The following is a 25,244-nucleotide window of genomic DNA, read 5'->3' as shown; positions in this document are numbered from 1 at the left end:
TAAATAGGTAACAATGAAAAAAGTCATTACTTTCGGAACATTCGATGTTTTTCATATTGGTCATTTATTTTTATTAAAAAGAGCCAAGCAACTCGGTAGCCAATTAATCGTAGGCATTTCGTCAGATACATTAAATTTAAAGAAAAAAAATAAACATCCCATATATTGTCAGGATGAGCGTTTAGCCATTATTCGTTCTCTTAAATGTGTCGATGAAGTGTTTATTGAAGAATCCTTAGAAATGAAAAGAAATTACTTAATTAACAATAAAGCTGATATTTTAGTGATGGGTGATGATTGGACAGGAAAATTCGATGAATTTAATGATATCTGTCGTGTTATCTATCTTGAACGTACACCATCTATATCCACCACATCGATTATTGAAGTTATTAAAATGAAAAAAATATCTTTCTTATAATTAGACACTTAGTTCTAATAGACTGATATAAAATATTTTAATTTATGACATGATAATTGTTCAGGCGATAGATTATCGCATACCGAGTGTGACGTCAATGAAGTGCTAGATATCTCTATTTTTGATAACAGTATGCTTGACCACTTACTAAAGGAATAAATAATGAAAAAAAATCTCGTCTTTATTCATCTTGAAAGTCTTAATCAGGCTATTTTTGGCAATCGTCATTGGTTTCCCTGCTTGAACAACATTTACAATCGATCACTACGTCTAAATAACTTTATCTCCAGTGCCACCTCGTCAAACATGGCACTGAGTGATTTGATATATGGTGATGATAACGTATTAGAGCATAACTACGATTTGTCTGAAAACATGACTATTAATTCTAATGGTTCTACATTGTTTGACTACCTACAGCAATTAGGTTACCAAACCTTGGGAGTTGGCTATCCAAAGTGTTGGGGCATGGATGACGTTGATAGAGTCTGGAGCGATCATCAGCCATTTAATTGGTATGACGATTCAGCACAAATGCTGGCGGCAGCTGATAAATTGATTGCTAACAAGGAACAACCGTTTGCTCTGTATTTTTGGAATATGTGTAGCCATCTTAGCTACGTCGATGGAATTAAAGCGAGGGGGCAACACAGTTTTGAACGTTGGCGCTTAGGACATCAAAGCTTGGATACGACAGTGGGTGAAGTTCTCAGTCTGTTACTGACATATCAGCAGTTGGAAAATACGGTAATCGTTGGTTTCGGTGATCATGGTGATGATTTCTGGAATCACGGTTTGAGCAGTGGTTGGTGCCACGGAGTTGAACCCTATACTGCATTAGTTCATACACCTGCGTTTATTTATGATGCACGTTATAAAGGGCGGGATATCAACCATCTAGTTAGTATGCTAGATTTGAAGCGTACTGTGTTGGAACTACTGGATAAGCCTTGTAGTAATGATGAACTACCAGGCACTTTTTCAGCGTTATCGGGTGAACGTAGATATTGTTTTAGCCGAAATTTATTTATCAACCAGCCAGATCGGGAGAAAGGCAACCCACTGATTAAAGGATATGCCATTACGTCTGAATTTTTCCATTTGCTATATTCTCAAGGAAAATATCAAATGTTTGCTTGGCAGGCCGATGCCGGTAATCATTTCGACCTACTATCACAATTAGTGAGTGATGGTAATGAAAAAAAATATATTGACATAGAAAAATTGGGAGCAGGGCGAGCAGGTGGGCCACATCCTCACATACTGCATTTCTTGGGGAACCCAGCAGTAATTGAGGATAATTACCGTGTAATGCACCAAATATTAGAGTATTGGATTACAAGTAAACAAAAATACGTTGAGACTTGTATAAATAGCGTCAAAAAATGGAATGTATAATTTATAGATCTAAAAATCATTATCATTCTTCGAATAACATATTCTGAGTCCTATTTTAATAAATTCATCCACAAAATTGGTGCCATAGAACACCATGAAAGTAAGTATTGTGGTTTTGACTTATCCAAAATTTGGATGGGTTTTATGCAACCTCTTACTTGAAGATAATTAATCACGTGAATTATTTATACAATTAACCTTATATCGGGTGCTTGGATATAATCATATCAGGATTCAAGAGCATTGATATTGGAGTGAAAATCGTAAGATAATTCGTGAACATTCCTGTTATAGCATGGGGAATAACCGCGCACCGTCCAACCAAGCCGCATTATCACGCATTTCCAGTCTTCCTTCAGTAAACCAGTTTACTACCTGTGGATAGATATTGTGTTCTTGAATTTGTACGCGCTGAATAAGATCTGCTTCGCTGTCACCGGGGAATATCGGTACCTGGGCTTGTAAAATAAGTGGCCCTTTGTCCAGTTCTTCAGTGACAAAATGTACGGAGGTCCCGTGCTGCTGATCGCCGTTTTCCAATGCCTGGCGATGGGTATGTAAACCTGGATATTTGGGTAACAATGAGGGATGTATGTTTACTATTCGACCGGCATAATGCTGTACAAAAGTGGGGCTAAGAATGCGCATATAACCTGCGAGTACCAGTAAATCTGGCTGATAGCGATCGATAGCTCGCGCCAGCACAAGATCAAAGCTGGCGCGATCGACGTAGTCCTCAGCATCCAATACATGAGCAGGAATAGTCGCCAATGCTGCACGAACCAAGCCATAAGCATTAGATCTATTACTGAATACTGCACTGATAATGCCGTTAATCCGCCCCTGTTGCTGGGCATCAATCAACGCTTGCAGGTTGCTGCCCTGCCCAGAAATCAATACAACAATTTTTTTCATAACGTACTTCTTTCCACTACGGATTAATAATCACTTGCTCAGTATTCTCTGCGGCTGCAACGATGGTGCCGATTTTCCACGCTTGCTCACCGGAGTCACGCAATAATTTAAGCGCCTGATCAACTTGCTTCTCGGGCAGCGCAATCACCATACCAACGCCACAGTTAAAAGTACGATACATTTCATGGCGACTCACATTACCAGCCTGTTGTAGCCAGTCAAAGATGCGGGGCCATTGCCAGCTTGTTTCATCAATTATTGCCTGTGTACCCTGCGGCAATACGCGTGGAATATTCTCCCAAAAGCCTCCCCCCGTGAGGTGTGCGATGGCATGAATTTCTAATTTTTCGATTAGATTGAGCACTGACTTGACATAAATTCGGGTGGGTTGCAATAAATGATCAGCGAGAGATTTCCCCTCTAACCAGGTTTCTTCTACATTTGTTTCGCTGATTTGCAAAATTTTTCGGATCAGGGAATAACCATTAGAATGCGCACCGCTGGATGCCAGAGCGAGCAATGCATCACCCGATTGTACTTTCCTGCCGTCGATAATCGCTGATTTTTCTACTACACCGACGCAAAAACCGGCAATGTCATAATCTTCTCCATGATACATGCCTGGCATCTCTGCGGTTTCACCACCCACTAAAGCACAACCGGATTCTGTACAACCTGTGGCGATCCCAGTGATAACACCGGTAGCGGTATCGACATCCAGTTTACCGGTAGCAAAGTAGTCCAGGAAAAACAGCGGTTCTGCTCCTTGAACGATCAGATCATTAACACACATTGCCACCAGATCGATACCGATAGTATCGTGACGTTTCAAATCCATCGCCAAACGCAGCTTAGTACCGACACCGTCAGTAGCTGAAACTAAAATCGGTTCACGGTATTTTTGCGGTAACGCACATAACGCACCGAACCCTCCTAATCCTCCCATCACTTCTGGACGACGAGTCTGTTGTACGGCGCTTTTGATGCTATCAACGAGCTGGCTGCCAGCATCGATATCGACACCGGCATCTTTGTAGCTAAGAGAGGTTTTGTCGGTCACTGAAAGATCCCTAAGGCGGTTGGCTGTTTGAAAAGGCGGTAATTCTAACAGCGCAAGTAAAAGTTTGCCAAACCTTTGCACAGAGTAGGTGTAGGATAGAGATGAATATTCCGTTATTACTCAGCTTTTATGCTAAGCTTGCAGGGTTCTGCTGTCCGTTTGACTTGAGGTGCTTTTGAATACGCCGGCACAGCTTTCACTGCCACTTTATCTACCCGATGATGAAACTTTTGCCAATTTTTATCCGGGTGAAAATCCGTCCTTGTTAGCCGCGATCCAAACTGCTATTTATGATCCTCATGGTAGTTATATTTATTTTTGGTCAAAAAAAGGGGGAGGCCGTAGTCATTTGTTACATGCGGCTTGCGCTGAGTTTTCACAACGAGGTGAAGCCGTCGGCTATGTTTCGCTGGATAAACGCGCCTATTTTGTTGCTGACGTATTAGACGGAATGGAACAACTGGCTCTGGTTTGCATCGACAATATCGAGTGTATCGCCGGAGATCCGCAGTGGGAAATGGCGATATTTAACCTTTATAACCGCATTGTGGAAAGCGGTCGTACCCGATTGCTAATTACTGGAGATCGACCGCCCCGTCAGTTGAATCTGCAGTTGCCGGATCTGGCTTCCCGCCTCGAGTGGGGACAAATTTATAAATTACAGCCTCTCTCCGATGATGAGAAACTGCAAGCACTGCAGCTACGGGCGAAATTACGCGGTTTTGAACTGCCAGAAGATGTAGGGCGTTTTATGTTAAAGCGTCTTGATCGCGAAATGCGTACACTATTTATGACACTTGATCAGCTTGATCGTGCCTCCATCACTGCTCAACGCAAACTGACCATTCCTTTTGTAAAGAATATTCTTGGGTTGTAATCATTTTAATCGACTTCTTGCAAAACCGTAGCGAGTGCTGCAAATTCAAGACACCTAGAGCACAGCAACTGCGCGGTACAGGCAAGTATATGAGGATTATGAGCACCAGGTAACGCAGAATTCGCAGCACGTATTTGCAAACACACGTATTTACAAACACTAGGTTTTGCAAGAAGTCTAATGCAGGATCTCATTGATTCGTTCTAGTGGACGACCCACCCGCGCTTGGCCCTGATAAACCACGATTGGGCGTTCAATCAATTCGGGGTGTTCAGTCATCGCCAATGATAATTGCTCTTGACTGAGTTCAGGGTTAGCTAATTGTAAGGTTTGATACGCTGCTTCCTTAGTTCGCATTAGCTGTCGAGCATCACTGAAGCCTAATTGACGCAGTAATTCGCGTAGTGTCGCGACAGAGAGTGGTGCTGTCATATACAGCACAGTATCAACTTTTATTCCTTGCTGTTCAAGCAAAGACAAGGCTTCACGGCTTTTTGAGCAATGTGGGTTATGATAGATTGTGACGTTTTTCATCATGACGTCCTCGTATTAGACTACTTATAAAGCCGTTGTCCATTATATGAAGTCAAAACACGCGAAGCACAGAAACCCGTATACACAACAGTATATGAGGATTGCGAGCACCACGTAACGTAGAATTCGCACCACGCAGTGGGTTTTGCAAGAAGTCTATTATATTGTTCACCCTAATTGATAACCATTCGAGGACCAAGGGCTGAGTGATTTTTGTTGCTCGTTACCTTGTTTGGCTAAGAACATAGTGATCGCAACAGCCCGTGGTGTCAGAGGAATTTCGGGGTTTCCGTGCTTTGAATAAGCCTCAACATACTTTGGTCCATACTCTGCTGTCAGAGCGTCATCAAACGCCTTGTTGGCTTCAATGTTCTTTGCAATCTTCTTTTCTTTGAAATTTTTTACATACGATAGTTTGTCACTTCCCGGAAGATGGGTGAGCAGGTCAACGACTTTCTTACCGACAGTGGGACGTGAAACCTGAAGATCCTTATTCCCGTTAGCATCCGTTTTTATCGTGATATGACTACCTGTTGGGCTCCAGACAATTCGTCTGAATTGTGCGAGAGGAATACTATTACTCATATCTTTACTCCTGTTAGGTGGTCAACTGATTTGGAATTATGTTGTTGAGTCGATCCTAAAAAAAATGATGATGGAATACCATAAAAAAATCCTTATTGCTCTTAGAACCTGTTCGAGATCTCTTGTGCTCGCCGTGTTTTGGTCAAATCATTCGTCAAAAACACGCTCAAAATGCCAATTTACTCTCTTTTATTGTATACAAAGAGTGAACTGCGCTTTTTCGCCCATTTTTTCCTCTTTTGAGCATAGCGAAAAAAATTGGCAACAGGTTTTTATATAAACTGATTAAATTTTAATTTATTGTATATCAATGGGTTAGTAAAAACCCTTCGAAGATTTTTTATCACAGATTAAAAATGTAAGGTTAAAGATACTGGCGGAAGCGCTGATTTAACTGACGCAGTTGATCAATGCGCGCGTCATAACGTGCCTGTTTCAGACTGCCTAACTTCACCAGTGTACTGGCATCACTTAATAAATCGATAGCCTGGGATAAATGACCTTGCAGAGCCAGGCTTTCTGCCCGTGCTGCCAGTACTTCATCGCGCAATCTTTGTGCCGCAGTAACCTGAGCCAACAGTTCCCAGCCATTAAGATCATCAGGATGGCTGAAAGTGTAACCATACAATAGCTTGCTAGCCACCGTAAGTTGCTTGTCCTCAAGATACGCGTTAGCCAGATTCAGTTGTAGCACGGCTTCATTATTTTCAGGGTTGATGTTTTCACGGGTTATCGCCTGTTGTAGGCGGGTAATAGCTAACGCGTTTTTATGCTGTTTTAGATCAATATCGGTGATTAAATCGAGAAACCAGATATTGTTTGGCTGTTGTGTTAACAGCGGTTGCAGTGTATTGCGAGCCTTATCGTATTTTTTAGCTTGATAAAACAAAATGGCCTGACCATATCTGGCAGCTAGCTGTTCTTCTGTGGTACCTGCACTTAGCGTATCGAGTAAATGAGTCTGTAAATTGTCCCCTTCTGCGGCGTACATGCCAAGGAGGCGTACTTTAGCAAGCAGATAGTCTTGTGAGGAAGCGACAGGATGAGCAGGCATTTGGTTAGCACGATTACGGACGTCAGATAAGCGACTGTCCGGTAAAGGGTGAGTCAGCAACATCTCAGGAGGTTTGGTAGCATAACGAGACTGATCAGCCAGTTTGCGCAAAAAATTGGGCATGGCTTGTGGATCAAAACCCGCACGCTGCAAAACCTGAATACCAATACGATCGGCTTCTTGTTCATTTAACTGAGTGAAACTGATGGTACTTTGTTGAGTACCAGCAATAGTCGAATTTAACGCTGCCATACCGGCTTGTGGATTAGCCATTGTCAGCAGAATAGACCCAAGTGCACTTGCCCAAACCAGTGGTGCTGTACTTTGTTGTTGTTCCATCGCTCGGGCTAAATGACGCTGAGTTACATGTGAGATTTCATGGGCGAGCACTGAAGCTAGCTCACTTTCATTGGCGGTATAGCGTAGCAGGGCAGAATGCAATACAACATTACCACCAAAGAAAGCAAAGGCGTTGATTCGGTTATTATTGACCAGATAAAAGTGGAAGGGAGTACGTACTGAATTAGCATGGGCAACCAGTTTATTACCTAATTTATTAACATATTGCTTTAACAGCGGATCATTTATCAGCGGAACACCGGCTCGCATTTGGCGGGCATAAAAATCTCCCATATCCAATTCTTGATTAATACTGAGCGTACCACCAGCAGCAGTGCCAATATCTGGCAAGAGATCTGACGTGTTGGCGTTGACCGGTGTTTGCCAACAGTACAGAACGCCAAGTAGTAGGGTGATCACGGTTTTACTTAATTGACGACTCATAGACGGAACGCTCCGTTCGCCTCCTGCAAGCAGGAGGCGTGGTAAGCAACTCAATTAGACTGTCTTAAATTCTACTTCTGCTTTGTGGAAACGTGCTGTAATTTTCTTACATGGCTCTGTCCCCATCAGGCTGACGACAACAATGGAGAGGCTTGCCAAAAAGAAACCAGGAATGATCTCATATAGGCCTAACCAACCAAAATGCTTCCAAATGATAACGGTCATCGCACCCACTATCATACCAATCAACGCGCCGTTACGTGTCATTCTCGGCCAAACCACAGAGATCAAAACGACAGGTCCAAATGCAGCACCAAAACCCGCCCAAGCATAGCTCACTAGACCAAGTACACGGTTATTTGGATCCGCCGCCAACGCGATAGCAATTAACGACACTAGCAATACCATGCAGCGACCCACCCAGACCAATTCTTTCTGGCTGGCAGTTTTACGGAAAAACGCTTTATACAAATCTTCTGTTATTGCACTGGAACACACCAACAACTGGCAACTCAGTGAACTCATTACTGCAGCCAAAATCGCGGATAAAACCACACCAGCCACCCATGGGTTAAACAATAATTTAGCCAGTTCAATAAATATCCGTTCCCCATTGTGCGATACATTACCTGCTAGCTCGGGGTGATCTTCAAAATAGGCGATACCAAAAAAACCGATAGCAACAGTCCCTGCCAGACACAGGATCATCCAAGTCATACTAATGCGCCTCGCGCTACGAATAGTATGATGTGTATCTGCCGCCATAAAACGTGCCAAAATATGAGGTTGACCAAAGTAGCCCAATCCCCAGCCCAGTAAAGAGATAATCGCGACCAGATTCAGACCGTTAAACATATCAATATTAGCTGGATTTTTAGCTTCTATCACCATGACTGATGCGTCAATACCACCGACAGACAGGATCACAATAACGGGTGTCAGGAGTAGAGCAAAAATAATCAAAGTGGCCTGTACAGTATCTGTCCAGCTTACCGCTAAAAAACCACCAATAAGCGTATAGGCGATGGTAGCTGCTGCCCCGACCCACAGCGCACTTTGATAACTCATGTCGAAGATGCTTTCAAACAACCGAGCGCCAGCAACAATCCCAGACGCACAATAGATAGTAAAAAAGATCAATATCACTACCGCTGATATTATCCGTAATACCTTACTTTTATCGGCAAATCGACTGGTGAAATAATCAGGCAATGTTAACGCATTATTGTTTGCTTCAGTATGGACACGTAAACGCCCTGCTACCAGCCTCCAGTTGAGATAGGCACCGATAATCAATCCAATAGCGATCCAACTTTCCGAAATACCGTGCATAAAAATGGCACCGGGTAAACCCATGAGTAACCAACCACTCATATCCGAAGCGCCAGCAGACAAGGCAGTGACGACACTACCCAAGCTGCGGCCACCTAAAATGTAGTCATCAAAATTATTCGTCGCCCTGTAAGCCATTAATCCAATGAGAATCATCCCAAAAATATAAATCGAAAAAGTCACCAGCATCGGTGTATTTGTTGTCATGCAACGTCTCCATAAGTGCGTCTTATCTATTACATCTCGCTTATCAGGCCTCTTGCGAAAGCTGAAAGCTGCCCGCGGCGTGGCGCTTGTCACCTTCATGCATGTACATTCGAGGAGTCAAGCACCGAGCGCCTTGACGTCATATCGTTTCACAAGAGGTCTATTGTGGCGTTATGTTGATTTTTCTTTGTGCTTAGCCGTATAACGGCGTTTGGCGGCACATGAAATTATTATGAAACTAATTTGTATCCTTTTATTAACATAGTGTTAATAAAGGGCCGTTTTAATTAGACTACTTGCAAAACCGTCGTTCTCACACCACGCAACAGGTTATACAGGAGGTTTATTAAAGAATTGCATAAAACTTGGTCTAGATGACATATATCCCTCCGTGAGAGCTCTAACCTTCCATCGTAAGATGAATAACACAAGAGAGAAATCAGCTATAAACCTTATAGTTAAAAATTATGACGAGTGTGATTATAGTAGCAAAATGATATGAATATTGGCTTGATATGTCAAAAATCTGACTGATCTCACAGTTCACCATTTTCTTATGTTGCCAGTTGCATAAAGTGGCAACATGCTGGATATTCGCGCCATAACAAACTATTATCCCCCCGATTTAAAGAATAACACAGAGGAGCTGAATGGCATGGGTAGTACAACAATGGGCGTGAGATTGGATGAAATCACTCATGACCGGATAAAAACAGCAGCACAAGACATTGATCGAACACCACACTGGTTAATCAAGCAGGCCATTTTAAACTATCTAGCTTGCCTGGAAGAAAACACAGTAGTGCCCGAAATAGAAACACCAGATGATCACCATGCTGCCGAAGTGCATGATGTTATGCCACAAGAACCAATATCTGCCCATCAACCCTTTTTAAATTTCGCCGAGCATGTGCTGCCACAGTCAGCGATACGTGCTGCTATCACCGCCGCCTATCGTCGCCCAGAAAGCGAAGTCATTCCAACGTTACTGAAACAAGCACGCTTGCCCGCCGATCTCGCGCAAGCGACTCATAAGCTGGCTTACGCTATCACCGAAAAATTGCGTAATAAAAAAGGGGTAAACGGTCGTTCAGGAATAGTACAAAGCTTATTGCAAGAATTTTCGTTATCTTCCCAAGAAGGCGTCGCTTTGATGTGTTTAGCCGAAGCACTATTACGCATTCCTGATAAACAGACCCGTGATGTCTTGATCCGCGATAAAATCGGCCAGGGAAATTGGCGTTCTCATCTTGGTCATAGTCCTTCCTTGTTTGTTAATGCGGCAACCTGGGGTCTATTACTTACCGGTCGCCTGGTTTCCATTGATAATGAAACCAAGCTTGCCAGCTCACTGAGCCGTATAATCAGTAAAAGTGGTGAACCACTGATCCGCAAAGCAGTAGACATGGCAATGCGTCTCATGGGCGAACAATTTGTTACCGGAGAAACCATCACCGAGGCGCTCGCTAATGCGAGAAAACGGGAAGATAAAGGTTTCCGTTATTCTTACGATATGTTGGGTGAAGCCGCATTGACAGAAGAAGATGCCCAGGCGTATCTCGTTTCTTATCAACAGGCGATTCATGCCATAGGTAAGGCCTCTCATGGTCGTGGTATTTACGAAGGACCAGGGATATCGATTAAGCTTTCTGCACTACACCCACGTTACTGCCGTGCTCAATATGAACGTGTGATAGATGAACTTTATCCCCGGTTGCTGTCATTAACATTGCAAGCCATGCAGTACGATATTGGTATTAATATTGACGCGGAAGAAGCCGAACGTTTAGAAATTTCCCTCGATTTGCTGGAAAAGCTGTGTTTCGAACCGCAATTAGTGGGTTGGAATGGTATTGGCTTTGTGATCCAGGCTTATCAAAAGCGCTGTCCATTTGCCATTGATGCGATTATTGATATGGCACAACGGAGCAATCGCCGTTTAATGATCCGTCTCGTTAAAGGTGCATATTGGGATAGCGAAATTAAACGCGCCCAGATTGACGGTCAGGAAGGTTATCCGGTCTATACCCGTAAGGTCTACACCGATGTTGCTTATCTGGCCTGTGCCCGTAAGTTACTGTCTGTACCGAATCTGATTTATCCACAATTTGCTACCCATAACGCTCACACGCTAGCGGCTGTTTATCACCTGGCTGGGCAAAATTACTATCCTGGTCAATATGAGTTCCAGTGTTTGCACGGTATGGGCGAACCACTGTATGAACAAGTGGTTGGCCAAGTTGCCGAAGGTAAACTCAACCGCCCCTGTCGAGTCTATGCCCCAGTGGGAACTCATGAAACCTTGCTAGCCTACCTGGTACGCCGCTTGTTGGAAAATGGTGCTAACACTTCTTTCGTCAATCGAATCGCTGATACCACATTAGCGTTGGACGATCTGGTTGCTGATCCTGTTAAAGCGGTGGAAGCAATGGCAGCATCAGAAGGACGATTGGGTTTACCACATCCACAAATTCCTCTACCACAAGATCTGTATGGTCAGGAGCGTCTCAATTCCAGGGGACTGGATCTGTCAAATGAACAACGCTTGGCTTCTCTGTCTACGGCCTTGAGTGCTAAGTTAGACAGTGATGACCCGCTGTGGCATTCACAGCCGATGATTGCTGCTGAATTTGATCAAGATCTTACTCAGCATCCTAAAAAACCCATTATCAATCCAGCAGAACCAAGCGACGTGGTTGGCTATGTACGTGAAGCGACTCAAGGGGAAGTTAGTCGAGCGTTAGATGCCGCCGCCGCCGCTGATTCGATCTGGTTTACAACACCTGCCTCCGAACGTGCTGTTATTCTGTCGCGAGCCGCAGAATTGATGGAAGACCAAATACAGAGTTTGATCGGTATTTTGGTACGTGAAGCCGGTAAAACCTTTGATAATGCTATCGCCGAAGTACGCGAAGCCGTCGATTTTCTGCGTTATTATGCTGCAATGGTACGTGATGATTTTTCCAATGAGAGCCATTGTCCTCTCGGATCTGTGGTCTGTATCAGCCCGTGGAATTTCCCGCTTGCCATTTTCACTGGACAGGTTGCTGCAGCCCTCGCTGCGGGTAATGCGGTGTTGGCAAAGCCTGCGGAACCCACCCCGCTAGTCGCGGCACAAGCCGTGGCGATTTTACTACAGGCCGGTATTCCTCAAAATGCCTTGCAGTTATTACCGGGTAAAGGTGAAAAGGTTGGCACGTGGCTGGTGAATGATCCACGCGTGCGCGGTGTGATGTTCACGGGTTCAACAAAAATTGCGAGTTTGCTGCAGCGTAATATTGCTGGCCGTTTGGATCCACAGGGTCGACCCACTCCGTTAATTGCCGAAACCGGTGGTCTGAATGCCATGATCGTCGATTCTTCGGCGCTAACAGAACAGGTGATCACCGATGTCGTTTCTTCTGCGTTCGACAGTGCCGGCCAGCGTTGCTCTGCTTTGCGTATTCTGTGCATTCAAGAAGATGTTGCCGAACATACCTTGCGGATGTTGCGTGGGGCAATGGCTGAATGCCGTATGGGCAATCCGGAACGTTTATCCACGGACATCGGCCCCGTCATTACTCGTGTCGCCAAAGAAGACATTGAAAGCCATATTCAGGCGATGCGTATCAAAGGGCGCAAAGTGTATCAGGCTGCACGACCCAATGCCTGTGATGAAAGAGAATGGCAGCGTGGTACCTTTATCAGGCCCACTTTAATAGAACTGGAAAATTTTGAAGAGTTGCAAAAAGAAGTTTTCGGTCCTGTATTGCATGTTGTCCGCTTCCAACGACAGGATCTTGATGCACTGGTCGATAAAATCAATGCTACAGGTTATGGTTTAACTTTAGGTATTCATACCAGAATAGATGAAACAGTTTTACGAGTCACTGAGCGTGCCAAAGTAGGTAATATCTATGTTAATCGCAATATTGTAGGTGCGGTAGTTGGGGTGCAACCTTTTGGTGGTGAAGGGTTATCTGGCACTGGGCCGAAAGCAGGTGGGCCGCTTTACTTATATCGCTTATTATCGCAGCGTCCGAAAGAGGCTTTAGTGACAACATTAGCACGCCAGGACGATCAGCAAGTACAAGACGTCAGCGGTCGTGAACCCTTGTTAGCGGCTCACCGTGCTTTAATGCAGTTCTTATCAACTCGGCAGAAAAAAGAGCAACAACAGCCAGAGTGGCTCCCGTTAGCGCAAGGTTATGCTGAATTGGCGCAGGGAGGTACTGTACGTCTATTACCTGGGCCAACCGGTGAACGTAACACCTATGCCCTGTTGCCTCGAGAGAGAGTTCTTTGTCTCGCTGATAATCAGGATGATATGCTAATTCAGCTCGCGGCTGTATTGGCGGTGGGTAGTCAGGTACTTTGGGTAGACAGTGGATTACAAAAAGAACTGTTTCGCCAGTTACCGGCAGCCGTACAATCTCACATTCGTTTTAGTCACGATTGGAAGACGAGCAATATTCTTTTTGATGCAGTTATATTCCATGGTGATACTGAGCAACTACGTACACTGTGTGAACAAATATCACAACGAGATGGGCCTATTATTTCGGTACAAGGATTCACTCGGGGAGAAACCAATATTTTGCTAGAACGTTTGTTGATTGAACATACTCTCAGTGTTAATACGGCTGCAGCAGGCGGTAACGCGAGCTTGATGACTATCAATTAATGACTTTCGCCGACCCCGGTAGTTAGTGGAATTCTATAATAGAGGCTCTTCGGGGCCTTTATATCATTATGACAGTATAGACTGAATGTAAAATTTTACACTAATATATTGATATTAAAAATATTTATTAATAAAGGCAGCTCTGCCACAGTGTTCATTGTTATATAAGACCGCTATTAGTAAAAAGAGAAAATGATATATTGTATCGCTCGTTTTTCCTCATTATTCCGATAGCGATAAACTCCCCTTTTGTATTATTCATCCTCCTTCGGTATACCTCTTTCTGACTGATTTTCTATTGATAAGCAAATTTAATCATTGCTATTTAAGTTTTATTGATCTTAAACTAAATTGGATTTGGTCATTAATAAAATGGGGTAACCGTTCGATTAACCTTGTATCTTATGTAACATATAACAGTTTTTTAGGATAGATATCGGGGAGAAAATCAAATAACACATTGAAAAAATTATTAATTTAACAATTTAAAAAGAATATCATCTGCTATCTTTTTGAACTGGAGATGTCATGATAAATGCTGATTGTTTTTTACGTGTATTGGCACAGCACAATGTGAATTTTTATAGCGGTGTTCCTAATCCGTTACTAAGTGAGTTTTGTTTTGCTGTTTACAATTATTCTAGTGAAATAATTCATCAGATTGCCTGTAATGATAAAGCTGCGATAGGCATGGCAATTGGTAGCTATCTAGCGACAGGCGATATCCCGGCCGTTTATCTGAAAAATTCAGGGCTGAGCAATATTATTAATCCGGTTTGTTCTCATGCCACCCCAGAAGTTTATGGTATACCGTTATTAATCATTATGGCTTGGCAGAGTGGATCCAATGATGTTGAGAAAAATGATACCACTGATGCTTCTCAAGATAAGGAGCTTACATTGGAGAGCCTCTCATTGTTAAAAAAATTACATATCCCCTATCAAATACTGGATGAATATGGCGATGACTGTGAAAAAAAAGTGGCATCATTATTAAGCATTGCTCATAATGAATGTAGACCTGTAGCTCTGTTGATTAAAAAAAATATTTTCTCGGTAAATCACAATAAACAACAACATATTACATCGGCTAGTGTAATTAATTAGCTGATAATTAGCGCGATGACAAAAAACAGTGCTTGCACGATAATAATACAAGGGCCGGTTGCACCATCGATATAAAAACTGATCAACGTCCCCAACACACAGGAGGTTACTGAAACCAATATCGCGATCATCAACATTTTATCGAAACTGTGGCAAAGCATAAAAGCAATAATACCGGGTGCAATTAACATGGCTATCACCAATATCACGCCGACGGCTTGCAATGAAGCAACAATCGTTAACGCTAACAAACACAATAGACCATAATGAAGCAGTTTAACGGGTAATCCTATTACCTTTGCATAGTTGGGATCAAAGCAATACACCATAAAGTCTTTACGCTTCAACAACACGAGTAAAAAAGTAAAACAAGCGATCCACAGTGTTTGCTTGAATTCAGTGAGAGTAATCCCTAATATGTTGCCAAATAAAATATGGCTGAGGTGTTGATCGGTATCGATTTGTGAAAACAGTACAATACCCAAAGCAAACATGCCAGAGAACACAATCCCCATCACGGTATCTTCCTTGACTCGGCTATTGTCCTTTAAATAACCTGTTGCCACAGCACAGAAAATACCAGAGAAAAAAGCACCGATAGCCAGTGGAATACCGAGTAGAAACGCCAACACGATACCAGGTAATACCGCATGAGAAATAGCATCGCCCATTAATGACCAGCCTTTGAGCACTAAATAGCAAGAAAGTACCGCACAAACCACGCCAGTAACGATAGCTGTCAGCATTGCCCGTTGCATAAAAGGGTAGGAAAGCGGCTCACTAATAAAACCAAGCAGGGTATGCATTAGCTATCTCCTTGAGTAATAAAAGGTTGCTTTGTGCAATAACGCTTTGACAATAACCCATGTTTAGGGGCAAAGAAAAAAGCCAGTAAGAATAGCAATGTTTGCAATGTCACTATGACACCACCTGTTGCACCATCAAGATAAAAACTTAGATAGGCACCGAATGCACTGGTAAACGCCCCAATGATGATGGCAATGATCAGCAAGCGACTAAAACGATCAGTCAGCAAATAAGCTGTCGCACCCGGAGTCACCACCATTGCAATAACGAGTATCGCACCAACCGTTTGCAAAGCAGCCACTGTACAGGCGCTTAGCAATGTAAAAAATAACAGTTTCAAACGTAATGGGGATAAACCCAGTGACAACGCATGATTTTCATCAAAAAATACGACTAACAGATCTTTCCATTTTAGGCATAGGATAATAAAAGAAACCAAAGTAATGATTTCAACTTGTAGCACGTCTGCATCAGCAATGCCCAAAATGTTGCCCAAAATAATGGATTGAACATTGACTGAAGTGGGATTAAGAGAAACGATCAACAACGAACATAAGCACCCGCTACGCCAGGTACCACCGAGTGGGAAAGCGCGTCACCCATCAACGACCAGCCTTTGAGCATCAAGTAAGCAGAGAGAAAGGCACACACGCCCCCCACAATCATGCTGACCCAGATGGCTTTAACCATGTAATTGTAATTAAAAGGTTGTAATAAGAGTTCCAACATTAGGTGTGATCCCTCTTTTTCTGGCTCTGGGTTGGCGGATCATTTTTGCTATGACCATAAAACACAGCGGGACGTTCATCATCAGTGATCACGGTGATAGAACGCGCGTCATTATCATCATGTAGTGCAGAACCAGAAAGATTGATATGACGCAGCACACCCCCAAAGGTCATCTCCAGATTTTTTTGTGTGAAAGTGGTTCCCGTAGATCCGGCGGCCAATACTCTCTGATTAATTAAAATCACATGATCACAAAATTCTGGGACGCTGCCTAAATTATGAGTGGAAACCAAAATTAGATGTCCTTCATCACGTAAAGTGCGCAGTAAATCAATAATGGCATTTTCTGTTTTGACATCGACTCCGGTAAAAGGCTCGTCGAGTAATAATACGGATCCCTGCTGTGCCAAGGCGCGCGCCAGAAATACCCTTTTTTTCTGTCCTCCGGAAAGCTCACCAATTTGGCGACAACGCAACGCCGATAAATCGACTCGTTCAATCGCCTGAGCGACAATGGCATGATCACGAGAATTAGGAATACGCAAAAAATTCATTTTACCGTAGCGTCCCATCATCACGACATCTTCGATCAGTACAGGAAAGTTCCAGTCAACTTCTTCAGTTTGCGGGACGTAAGCAATGGTATTGTGTTTCAGTGCTTCCCTTATCGGCCTATTATTAAGCGTCACCATACCGGTAGTTGGCCTGACGAGCCCCATAATACTTTTAAATAGTGTCGATTTACCACTACCGTTTACCCCCACCAAAGCACAAATGGTGCCGCCATTTAAGGTAAAACTAGCATTATGGATAGCGGTATGTCCGTTGTTATAAGTGACAGAAACATCGTCAACCACTAACTTAGGACGGATAAATGCTTCATTACTCATTGACCAAATCCTTTTGCAATAGTCTCAACAGTGGTATTAAGCAAATCAATATAAGTGGGTACTACGCCTTTCTCATTTGAGAGTGAATCAACATATAACACACCACCATACTGCGCCCCAGTTTCTTTACTGACCTGTTTTGCCGGTTTATCAGAAATAGTGCTTTCGCTAAATACCACTGGAATGTTATGAGCACGAACAGCATCGATAACCTTACGCACTTGTTGCGGCGTACCTTGCTCTTCAGCGTTAATTGGCCATAAATAAATTTCTTCAAACTTGTAATCTTTTGCCAAATAACTAAAAGCACCTTCACTGGTGACTAACCAGCGTTGTTCCTCGGGGATACGTGATAAACGCGCACGTAATGGAGCATCTAATGCAGCAATCTTAGTGGCATAAATTTTAGCATTACGATTATAGGTCTCAGCATGAGTGGGATCATGTTCCACCAGCGCTTTACGGATATTTTCAATATAAATCAGTGCATTGGATGCTGACATCCAGGCGTGAGGATTAGGGTTCTCTCGATAAGAACCTTCACGGATCGGCAAAGGATCAATACCTGCGGTAACAACAGCGGAAGGAACCTGTTTAATATTCTCGAAAAAGGGTTCAAACCAACGCTCCAGTTTCATGCCATTCCATAAAATTAAATCGGCGGATTGAGCTTTAACGATATCACGAGGTGTCGGCTGATAACCGTGAATTTCAGCCCCGGGCTTGGTAATAGATTCTACGACAGCTGCATCACCAGCAACATTCTGTGCCATATCTTGAATAATAGTGAAGGTAGTGATGACTTTAAATTTATTTTCGGCATTGGCGACACGAGTCGTGAGCAAGAAGAACAACAATAAAATTAATGAAGTAAAACCATAAAAAAAAGTCTGTCGGATAATAGGCAGATAGGGTTTTCTGTAATGAATTAACATGGTAATACTGCCTTGTTTCAAATAAAAATAATTTAGCACCACGCGCAGTAGGCTATGCAAGAAGTCTGATTTATAAATGAGTCAGCTTAACTAATTAGATAACTGATGTTAAATAATAGGCATGACATAACCCTTAGATTTTGTAGTTTTATGTAAATTTATCTTGACATACAATACTTTTTCTCACTTTACTTGGGCGCTAGAACATGAATTGTTTTCTATGCAAAGCATCCTTCACTATCAGTATATTATTGCTGCTTGTTAGCTGCCAATATCCGATAAAAACAAAGATACCTTCTCTCAATCCTCAAATACAAATTAACCAGCTTTCGGCATTAATCGCTAGCGGGATCTACATAAAAAAGAATTGTAATCGCCTGGATATTCCTGACGATACAATATTGATACAAACAGCATTACATCTAGCACAGCGACGCCATTGGGATACGCAAGTAGTCGAGTATCAGAAACTTACTGACACGAGTCAAGCGCGTTATCAAGCATTGCTCCAAGACAATACAACACACGCAAAAAAATGCGCACAGCTTAACCCACTGACTGAAAAATTTATTGCTGAAACCAAACGCCATAATAGACTTTTTGCAAAACCATAGTACTCGCCGTGTTTTGGTCAAATCATTCATCAAAAACGCGCTCAAAATGCTCATTAACTTCCTTTTGTTGTATGCAAAGGGTAAACCGCGCTTTTTCGCCCATTTTTTCCTCTTTTGAGCACAGTGAAAAAGATTTAGAGCAGGCGCTAAAAGTTATCTTCTTGTTCTTTGATATCTTGTGCGGGCAAGCTGTAACTGGCCAGGATAGCGGTGAGGACAACAAATAAGTGACCTTCAGAAAAATCAAGTAAAAATGAATTGAAAAAGTGGCCTACCACGTAACTACTGAATAATGCGATAAAAAGATTTCTGACCATAGTAGCTTGCTGCCAAGCGGCACAAAAAAAACATAGCATCCAGCCAAGAAAAAGAGCTAACCCTACTAACCCTGACTGAACGGTTTGTATTAAGTATTCATTATGTGGGTTATTAACACTGTAGCCTTCTGCAGGGATAGAATAAAAAAAACTTCCCGCACCATGACCAAATAGGGGAGCTTGCTTTATTAGCTGCAAAGATCTTAATGCAAATACGGTACGCAGCCCCATGGAACTATAACAAGAAGTACTCGAATTTTTATCCGTTGCTGTCATACATCTCTGGATCTCTTCTATACCTATTTTCACTCGATCACTGGCGTTATTAGGCACCATCACGAGAATACAACCTAAAACGAGTGCACCCATTGCTGTCCCCAACTTCTGACGGGGGGATAACGACAAAAACATCCAGATAATAAAAGCAACTATCAAGGCGGCATAACCCGTTCGACCCTCGACCATAAAGAACACATTATAGATTGCTATACATACCAGAAGAGCATAACCACAACGTTTTATACCCTGATGGGTAAAAGCTTGTGCTAACCAGATAACTGCAGCTAAGGCCATAAAAAAATTTTGCGTAATGTGTAGCTTAAAAACGGTGGCATTGCTTGGAGAGCCACTACCTAAAGGAAGGTGAAAAATAGCTATCAGTAAACTAGCAACCAGTATGACAACATTAGCCAGTAAAAAACCTTTAATAAAATAGGTGATTAAAGAACGGGAAAGCAAGAAAAACAGTGCCAACGGCATGACATATAATAATTTTTTATACTTATTAACCATTTCCGAGCCATATGGATTTTGCTGGCTTAGCAGAGAAAATGCTAGCAGTAAAAACATGATGGCAGGCAGCCAAATCAGCGGATGTTGCGCTAACACTTTCATGTGGTGGCTATTAGATTTTAACAACACGCAGATCAATGCTAGAACAAGGGCAAAATTCACTAAAAAAGTGGAGGTAGGCAATGCAAGCCCTAATAAAAATGCTGCCATACAAGGCAGCATACCGAGATACCGAGTAGCAGCAGAATGGCAGTTGGTAAAGAAAGTGAAAGAGGTCATTCTTGTAACTCCAGCGACAGGACTACATGCCAAGCAAGCGGGTAAGGTGTTCCTTGAACATCGAACATCAATGTAAGCGCTGCGGCAACGATGAACATTGTACGCGATCGAATTCCGATTCAAGCTTATCAAAACGTTTTGTCGTTTCTTGTTTGAAATCAGTCAGTGATTCTTCTGCCTGCTCAAAGCGTTTATCTACTTGCTCGAAACGTACATCCATATCTCTGCGCACGCTGATTATTTGAGCATCAGTTTTTTCTGAGAACCTGTTCGAAATCTTTTGTGCTCGCCGTGTTTTAGTCAAGTAATTCGTCAAAAACGCACTCAACATGCTCATTTACTCTCTGTAAACTGCGCTTTTTCGCGCGTTTTTTCCTCGTCTGAGCGTCGCTCAAGAAGATTTGGAACAAGTTCTGAAACCTGCCTCCATATCTTTACGGACTGCGGCTATCTGTAAGTCAATTTTTTCGAGCCGAAAGCCAATATCATTATGTAAATCATTCAGATCACGCTTGGTCGTAACGTCTACCACTTCGTGAGATTGACACACAACGGAAAAAATTGCCCTAGCCTACTTTACAGACAAACCGGCTGTTTCAAGTATTTCGACAAATTCTTGCGTATAAAACGCCACCAATGCTATCTATACCGAATGAATTTCGAGTTACGGCAGGGCGGCAATCAATCGAATCCCAGGAGTGTACAGGTGGTACATGACTGGGATGAGTACGAGCCGCCAACGCCGCCGCAACTTGAAAGGCGAAGGGTATATACGTTATTTTAAGAATATCTTTAACTAGCATAAAGGTACTGAATCTTTACGTTATATGCAACTCCCGTCCGATAAACAAAGAAAATTCATCTGCTTTGGATTTCCTTCTACGTTGCCTTTTTTTACATCGATAATAATAACCACTTCGCTTAACGCCAAAATGTCACACAACTCCATTCGTGGATAATTCTCACCTCATTCATCAATCATATCTTACCGATTGCAGGAGTCAGACATATCGATCACCGAGACCTTAGAACCTGTTCCAAATCTTCTTGAACGACGCTCAGACGAGGAAAAAACGCGCGAAAAAGCGCAGTTTACAGAGAGTAAATGAGCATGTTGAGTGCGTTTTTGACGAATTACTTGACCAAAACACGGCGAGCACAAAAGATTTCGAACAAGTTCCTAAACCTAATGTAAACGAGTAGTCTGTCAAATCAAATTCTTATGTAATTGTAAGAGCAGACGATCCATACAACGATAGCTCAGCGCCTCTGCAAGATGATTTTTTTGAATATCATCTTGCTGTGCTAGATCAGCCAGCGTTCGCGCCACTTTTAAAATACGATGCCAAGCACGTACCGAAAGACCAAGGGTAAGTAGTGCGTGCTCGAGGAACTTGGCATCTTGTGGTGTCACACGACAAAACAGCGCAACTTCTCGACTCGTAAGCTGTGCATTTATTTTACCCGCTCGATCTAATTGACACTGTCTAGCCTGTAGTACACGCTGCTTGACTGTAATACTACTTTCCCCTTGATTTTTCTGCATTTGTAATAGACCGGCAGGCAATAGAGGAACTTCTATCGACAGATCAAATCTGTCTAAAAAAGGGCCAGAAATTTTTGATAAATAACGCAAAATCTGTTGTGGTTGTGCACGATGATGAACACCCTGATAATGACCGCTTGGGCTCGGATTCATAGCGGCGATGAGCTGTACTTTAGCAGGGAAACAGACCTTAGCCGTTGCCCGGGAGATGATAATCTCACCCGCTTCGAGTGGCTCACGCAATGCATCTAGCACTCGGCGTTCAAATTCAGGTAATTCATCAAGAAACAACACCCCGTTATGTGTCAGTGAAATTTCTCCTGGACGAGGCAAAGAGCCTCCTCCAACCAGTGCAGCTAAAGATGCACTATGATGTGGTGCTCGAAAAGGGCGCTTGTGCCACCGTGTTAAGTGATCATGAATGTGTAACAAACCAGTAATAGAGGCCGTCTCTAGTGCTTCTTCGTTGGTTAACGGTGGTAAAAGACTAGTAAGCCGGCTAGCCAACATTGTTTTTCCAGTGCCTGGGGGACCTAAAAGTAACAGGTTATGTCCGCCGGCAGCAGCAATTTCAAGTGCGCGTTTGGCCTGATACTGACCAATGACGTCTTGTAAATCAGCATGAGTATCCTGTCGATCTTCCAGTTCACTAATATTGCTTACCATCGGTCGCAGGTTTTTCTTCCCCTGTAAAAATCCACAGACCTCTAATAAATGTTCCAAGGCGAAGATATTTCCTTCGGGGATCAACGCCATTTCAGCACCATTGGCGACGGGTAGTATCAGCTGTCGCCCATTTTTCACACACGCAAGGGCTGTCGGTATGGTGCCATTAACGCAACGTAATGCTCCAGAAAGTGCTAACTCTCCAATAAATTCATAGTGGCATAATGTGTCGTTTGGGATCTGTTCTGAAGCCGCCAGTATTGCTATAGCGATAGGCAGATCATAACGCCCCCCTCTTTGGGTAGATCCGCCGGTGCCAGGCTGACAGTAATACGTTTACAGGGAAAGGAAAAACCGCTGTTAATAAGAGCACTACGCACCCGATCACGTGCTTCCTTTACTGTGGTCTCAGCCAACCCAACTAAAGCGAAGCTGGGTAACCCGTTACTAATATGTACTTCGACGGTAACCAGAGGAGCCTGTATCCCGAGGGTCGCACGGGTGTAAATAATCGCCAATGACATAATGCTCTCCCTTGTATAGCTGCGCAATTTAATTTTGATTGCCTAACGGATACATGGAGGAATAAATATACGGAGTGACTCATATTTGTGTGCTAATCAAAATTAAATCGTACAGCCATATACGCTCTATTCTGCCTCATCGCTACTTTTTGCGGACAAAAAGATAATGAGATTACGTGATGAATCGAAAAGTATTAATGTAACATCAGAAAACAGCTAAAAAAATGCGAGATACCACACAAAATATGATGATTTTTCGTAGGTACCCAAGAACCTGTCTCTTCACAGTCGTTGTGAACATACAGACCAACGGCGACTCTAACCGGATACTACAGCTAGCGACTCACAACACGATCGGTTAACATCCAACATCCTTTAATTACCTCATGGTTAAGTAATCCTTTTATGGTTCAAGTCGCGAAAAAAATACTGGTGACGTGCGCACTACCCTACGCTAACGGTTCTATTCATCTCGGTCATATGCTCGAGCACATCCAAGCAGATATCTGGGTTCGTTACCAGCGAATGCGTGGTCACCACGTTTATTTTATCTGTGCTGATGATGCCCACGGCACACCTATCATGTTGAAAGCACAGCAGTTGGGTGTAACGCCGGAACAAATGATTGCTGAAATCAACCAAGAACACCAACAGGATTTTGCCGGATTTGCCATCAGTTATGACAATTATCACTCCACGCATAGCGAGGAAAGTCGGGAGTTATCAAGCCTGATTTATCGCCGTCTGAAAGATAACGGTTATATCAAGAATCGTACTATCTCACAGTTATACGATGCGCAAGAAGGCATGTTCCTGCCTGATCGCTTTGTAAAAGGGACCTGCCCAAAATGTAAATCGCCAAATCAGTATGGTGATAATTGCGAGAGTTGTGGCGCCACTTACAACCCGACTGAGCTGATCGATCCAAAATCCGTTGTTTCCGATACAGTACCAATCATGCGTGAATCTGAACATTTTTTCTTCGATTTGCCTGCTTTCAGTGACATGCTACAAGCTTGGATTCGTTCTGGTACGTTACAGGAACAAGTCGCCAATAAAATGCAAGAGTGGTTTGAATCTGGTCTGCAGCAGTGGGATATAACTCGTGACGCACCCTATTTTGGTTTTGAAGTGCCAGATACACCGGGTAAATATTTCTACGTTTGGTTAGATGCACCCATCGGTTATATGAGCGCATTTAAAAACCTCTGTGATAAGCGCCATGATCTGGATTTTGATGAGTTCTGGCATGAAGACTCAACCACTGATTTATATCACTTTATCGGCAAAGACATTGTTTATTTCCATAGTTTATTTTGGCCGGCAATGTTACAAGGCAGTCGTTTCCGTAAGCCGACTAACCTGTTTGTGCATGGTTATGTCACGGTTAATGGCGAAAAAATGTCCAAATCCCGAGGTACTTTTATTAAAGCCAGTACCTATCTAGCTTATTTAGATGCTGATTGTCTACGTTATTACTATGCGGCGAAGTTATCTTCCTCTATTGAGGATATTGATCTAAATCTAGAAGATTTCGTGCAACGAGTTAATACAGATGTCGTCAATAAAGTAGTCAATTTAGCTGCACGTAATGCCAGTTTTATCAATAAAACATTTGCTGGCAAATTAGCCGATCATCTGGCTGAGCCTAATCTATATAAAACTTTTATAAATTCATCTTTAATTATTGCAGAAGCATATAATAGCCGAGAAAATGGTAAAGCTATACGTAAGATTATGGAACTGGCTGATTCGGCTAATCGTTACGTAGACAAGCAGGCTCCTTGGGTGATTGCAAAAGAGGCCGATCGTGCTAGCGAGCTACAAGCCGTCTGTTCAATGGGGATCAACCTGTTTCGCATATTGATGACTTATCTTAAACCGGTCATGCCAGCCTTAATAACACGCAGTGAAGCCTTTTTAAATATTGAATTGACTTGGAATAATATAGAAAAGCCACTATTAAACCATAAAATTAATGGTTTCCACGCACTGTTTAACCGTATCGATTTAGATAAAATTGACCAACTGGTTAGTGCATCGAAAGAAAACCTCAAAAAATGAGATGATCGGGAGGTTTCACAATAGACTTCTTGCAAAACCGTCATTTGTTATGTGAAGTCAAGGCATCAGAGCACAGCAACCCTCGTTAACATGCGATACATGAGGATTGCGAGCACCGCGTAACGCCGAATTCACGCCACGTAGT

General features: G+C 42.8%; 17 protein-coding genes and 3 pseudogenes. 7 read left to right on the top strand and 13 right to left on the bottom strand.

Annotated features, from left to right (window positions below; genetic code table 11):
* Window positions 1-13 precede the first annotated feature (13 nt).
* Entirely contained in the window at window positions 14-421 is a 408-nt protein-coding gene (locus AAHH42_RS03060; RefSeq protein WP_072549884.1) for an adenylyltransferase/cytidyltransferase family protein, read from the top strand.
* Window positions 422-583: 162 nt separating this feature from the next.
* Window positions 584-1,819: a sulfatase-like hydrolase/transferase gene (locus tag AAHH42_RS03055; RefSeq protein WP_342221661.1), complete on the top strand. Its 1,236-nt coding sequence runs from the start codon at window positions 584-586 to the stop codon at window positions 1,817-1,819.
* A gap of 288 nt (window positions 1,820-2,107) precedes the next feature.
* On the opposite strand, the gene purN is transcribed toward AAHH42_RS03055, so the two are convergent.
* Both purN and purM read right to left on the bottom strand, forming a co-directional pair.
* Window positions 2,108-2,734: a phosphoribosylglycinamide formyltransferase gene (gene purN, locus AAHH42_RS03050; RefSeq protein ID WP_342221660.1), complete on the bottom strand. Its 627-nt coding sequence runs from the start codon at window positions 2,732-2,734 to the stop codon at window positions 2,108-2,110.
* 16 nt (window positions 2,735-2,750) lie between these two features.
* Window positions 2,751-3,794, bottom strand: a complete 1,044-nt coding sequence (purM, locus tag AAHH42_RS03045; RefSeq protein WP_072549917.1) for a phosphoribosylformylglycinamidine cyclo-ligase — start codon at window positions 3,792-3,794, stop codon at window positions 2,751-2,753.
* 169 nt (window positions 3,795-3,963) lie between these two features.
* Here purM and hda point away from each other — a divergent pair, with 169 nt between their 5' ends.
* The gene (gene hda / locus AAHH42_RS03040; RefSeq protein WP_072549880.1) at window positions 3,964-4,671 is read left to right on the top strand and encodes a DnaA inactivator Hda; all 708 of its coding nucleotides are present in this window, start codon (window positions 3,964-3,966) and stop codon (window positions 4,669-4,671) included.
* Between the two features lie 177 nt (window positions 4,672-4,848).
* Here hda and arsC read toward each other — a convergent pair whose 3' ends face one another.
* The 4 genes from arsC to putP all read right to left on the bottom strand — a co-directional run bounded on the left by arsC (window position 4,849) and on the right by putP (window position 9,166).
* Window positions 4,849-5,205, bottom strand: coding sequence for an arsenate reductase (glutaredoxin) (arsC, locus tag AAHH42_RS03035; protein ID WP_072549879.1), 357 nt, complete (start codon window positions 5,203-5,205; stop codon window positions 4,849-4,851).
* A 168-nt stretch (window positions 5,206-5,373) separates the two neighbouring features.
* Window positions 5,374-5,790, bottom strand: coding sequence for a hypothetical protein (locus tag AAHH42_RS03030; RefSeq protein WP_072549878.1), 417 nt, complete (start codon window positions 5,788-5,790; stop codon window positions 5,374-5,376).
* Between the two features lie 364 nt (window positions 5,791-6,154).
* On the bottom strand, window positions 6,155-7,627 hold the full coding sequence (locus tag AAHH42_RS03025) for a M48 family metallopeptidase (protein WP_342221659.1): 1,473 nt from the start codon (window positions 7,625-7,627) through the stop codon (window positions 6,155-6,157).
* A 54-nt stretch (window positions 7,628-7,681) separates the two neighbouring features.
* Window positions 7,682-9,166: a sodium/proline symporter PutP gene (gene putP / locus AAHH42_RS03020; protein WP_072549876.1), complete on the bottom strand. Its 1,485-nt coding sequence runs from the start codon at window positions 9,164-9,166 to the stop codon at window positions 7,682-7,684.
* Between the two features lie 655 nt (window positions 9,167-9,821).
* On the opposite strand from putP, the gene putA reads away from it, so the two are divergent.
* Window positions 9,822-13,829 carry a trifunctional transcriptional regulator/proline dehydrogenase/L-glutamate gamma-semialdehyde dehydrogenase gene (gene putA / locus AAHH42_RS03015; protein WP_342222003.1) on the top strand — a complete coding sequence of 1,336 codons (4,008 nt, stop codon included), beginning with the start codon at window positions 9,822-9,824 and terminating at the stop codon, window positions 13,827-13,829.
* 528 nt (window positions 13,830-14,357) lie between these two features.
* Complete coding sequence (locus tag AAHH42_RS03010; RefSeq protein WP_342221658.1) at window positions 14,358-14,936, top strand: thiamine pyrophosphate-binding protein; 579 nt, start codon at window positions 14,358-14,360, stop codon at window positions 14,934-14,936.
* Here the strand turns inward: AAHH42_RS03010 and AAHH42_RS03005 are convergent.
* The 4 genes and pseudogenes from AAHH42_RS03005 to AAHH42_RS02990 all read right to left on the bottom strand — a co-directional run bounded on the left by AAHH42_RS03005 (window position 14,933) and on the right by AAHH42_RS02990 (window position 18,297).
* Window positions 14,933-15,742 (bottom strand): metal ABC transporter permease, encoded by an 810-nt coding sequence (locus AAHH42_RS03005; protein WP_072549873.1) that lies wholly within the window; start codon window positions 15,740-15,742, stop codon window positions 14,933-14,935. The two genes, AAHH42_RS03010 and AAHH42_RS03005, sit on opposite strands and share 4 nt — an antisense overlap.
* A pseudogene (locus AAHH42_RS03000) lies at window positions 15,742-16,472 on the bottom strand (iron chelate uptake ABC transporter family permease subunit). The gene AAHH42_RS03005 and the pseudogene AAHH42_RS03000 overlap by 1 nt, the downstream one beginning before the upstream one ends.
* Complete coding sequence (locus tag AAHH42_RS02995) at window positions 16,472-17,362, bottom strand: manganese/iron ABC transporter ATP-binding protein (protein ID WP_072549871.1); 891 nt, start codon at window positions 17,360-17,362, stop codon at window positions 16,472-16,474. The pseudogene AAHH42_RS03000 and the gene AAHH42_RS02995 overlap by 1 nt, the downstream one beginning before the upstream one ends.
* Window positions 17,359-18,297: a metal ABC transporter substrate-binding protein gene (locus AAHH42_RS02990; RefSeq protein ID WP_342221657.1), complete on the bottom strand. Its 939-nt coding sequence runs from the start codon at window positions 18,295-18,297 to the stop codon at window positions 17,359-17,361. Before AAHH42_RS02990 ends, AAHH42_RS02995 begins: the two co-directional genes overlap by 4 nt.
* A gap of 206 nt (window positions 18,298-18,503) precedes the next feature.
* On the opposite strand from AAHH42_RS02990, the gene gspS reads away from it, so the two are divergent.
* Window positions 18,504-18,911 (top strand): type II secretion system pilot lipoprotein GspS, encoded by a 408-nt coding sequence (gene gspS / locus AAHH42_RS02985; RefSeq protein WP_342221656.1) that lies wholly within the window; start codon window positions 18,504-18,506, stop codon window positions 18,909-18,911.
* A 146-nt stretch (window positions 18,912-19,057) separates the two neighbouring features.
* Here gspS and AAHH42_RS02980 read toward each other — a convergent pair whose 3' ends face one another.
* The 3 genes and pseudogenes from AAHH42_RS02980 to AAHH42_RS02970 form a co-directional block, all read right to left on the bottom strand.
* The gene (locus tag AAHH42_RS02980) at window positions 19,058-20,299 is read right to left on the bottom strand and encodes an O-antigen ligase family protein (RefSeq protein WP_072549869.1); all 1,242 of its coding nucleotides are present in this window, start codon (window positions 20,297-20,299) and stop codon (window positions 19,058-19,060) included.
* A gap of 67 nt (window positions 20,300-20,366) precedes the next feature.
* On the bottom strand, window positions 20,367-20,636 hold the full coding sequence (locus tag AAHH42_RS02975; RefSeq protein WP_072549868.1) for a hypothetical protein: 270 nt from the start codon (window positions 20,634-20,636) through the stop codon (window positions 20,367-20,369).
* 870 nt (window positions 20,637-21,506) lie between these two features.
* A pseudogene (locus tag AAHH42_RS02970) lies at window positions 21,507-23,035 on the bottom strand (YifB family Mg chelatase-like AAA ATPase).
* Between the two features lie 405 nt (window positions 23,036-23,440).
* Here AAHH42_RS02970 and metG point away from each other — a divergent pair.
* A pseudogene (metG, locus tag AAHH42_RS02965) lies at window positions 23,441-25,090 on the top strand (methionine--tRNA ligase); the annotation flags it as partial.
* Window positions 25,091-25,244 lie beyond the last annotated feature (154 nt).

Origin of the sequence: Candidatus Fukatsuia endosymbiont of Tuberolachnus salignus (genome assembly GCF_964030845.1) — a bacterium.
Lineage (GTDB): Bacteria > Pseudomonadota > Gammaproteobacteria > Enterobacterales > Enterobacteriaceae > Fukatsuia > Fukatsuia symbiotica.
Note: the sequence above shows the minus strand (reverse complement) of the source record. Positions and strands in the feature narration are given on the sequence as shown.

Coding starts and splice junctions, on each gene's coding strand:
- AAHH42_RS03060 (WP_072549884.1), top strand. CDS start 14: ATGAAAAAAGTCATTACTTTCGGAACATTCGATGTTTTTCATATTGGT.
- AAHH42_RS03055 (WP_342221661.1), top strand. CDS start 584: ATGAAAAAAAATCTCGTCTTTATTCATCTTGAAAGTCTTAATCAGGCT.
- purN (WP_342221660.1), bottom strand. CDS start 2,734: ATGAAAAAAATTGTTGTATTGATTTCTGGGCAGGGCAGCAACCTGCAA.
- arsC (WP_072549879.1), bottom strand. CDS start 5,205: ATGAAAAACGTCACAATCTATCATAACCCACATTGCTCAAAAAGCCGT.
- AAHH42_RS03030 (WP_072549878.1), bottom strand. CDS start 5,790: ATGAGTAATAGTATTCCTCTCGCACAATTCAGACGAATTGTCTGGAGC.
- AAHH42_RS03025 (WP_342221659.1), bottom strand. CDS start 7,627: ATGAGTCGTCAATTAAGTAAAACCGTGATCACCCTACTACTTGGCGTT.
- putP (WP_072549876.1), bottom strand. CDS start 9,166: ATGACAACAAATACACCGATGCTGGTGACTTTTTCGATTTATATTTTT.
- putA (WP_342222003.1), top strand. CDS start 9,822: ATGGGTAGTACAACAATGGGCGTGAGATTGGATGAAATCACTCATGAC.
- AAHH42_RS03010 (WP_342221658.1), top strand. CDS start 14,358: ATGATAAATGCTGATTGTTTTTTACGTGTATTGGCACAGCACAATGTG.
- AAHH42_RS03005 (WP_072549873.1), bottom strand. CDS start 15,742: ATGCATACCCTGCTTGGTTTTATTAGTGAGCCGCTTTCCTACCCTTTT.
- AAHH42_RS02995 (WP_072549871.1), bottom strand. CDS start 17,362: ATGAGTAATGAAGCATTTATCCGTCCTAAGTTAGTGGTTGACGATGTT.
- AAHH42_RS02990 (WP_342221657.1), bottom strand. CDS start 18,297: ATGTTAATTCATTACAGAAAACCCTATCTGCCTATTATCCGACAGACT.
- gspS (WP_342221656.1), top strand. CDS start 18,504: ATGAATTGTTTTCTATGCAAAGCATCCTTCACTATCAGTATATTATTG.
- AAHH42_RS02980 (WP_072549869.1), bottom strand. CDS start 20,299: ATGACCTCTTTCACTTTCTTTACCAACTGCCATTCTGCTGCTACTCGG.
- AAHH42_RS02975 (WP_072549868.1), bottom strand. CDS start 20,636: ATGAGCATGTTGAGTGCGTTTTTGACGAATTACTTGACTAAAACACGG.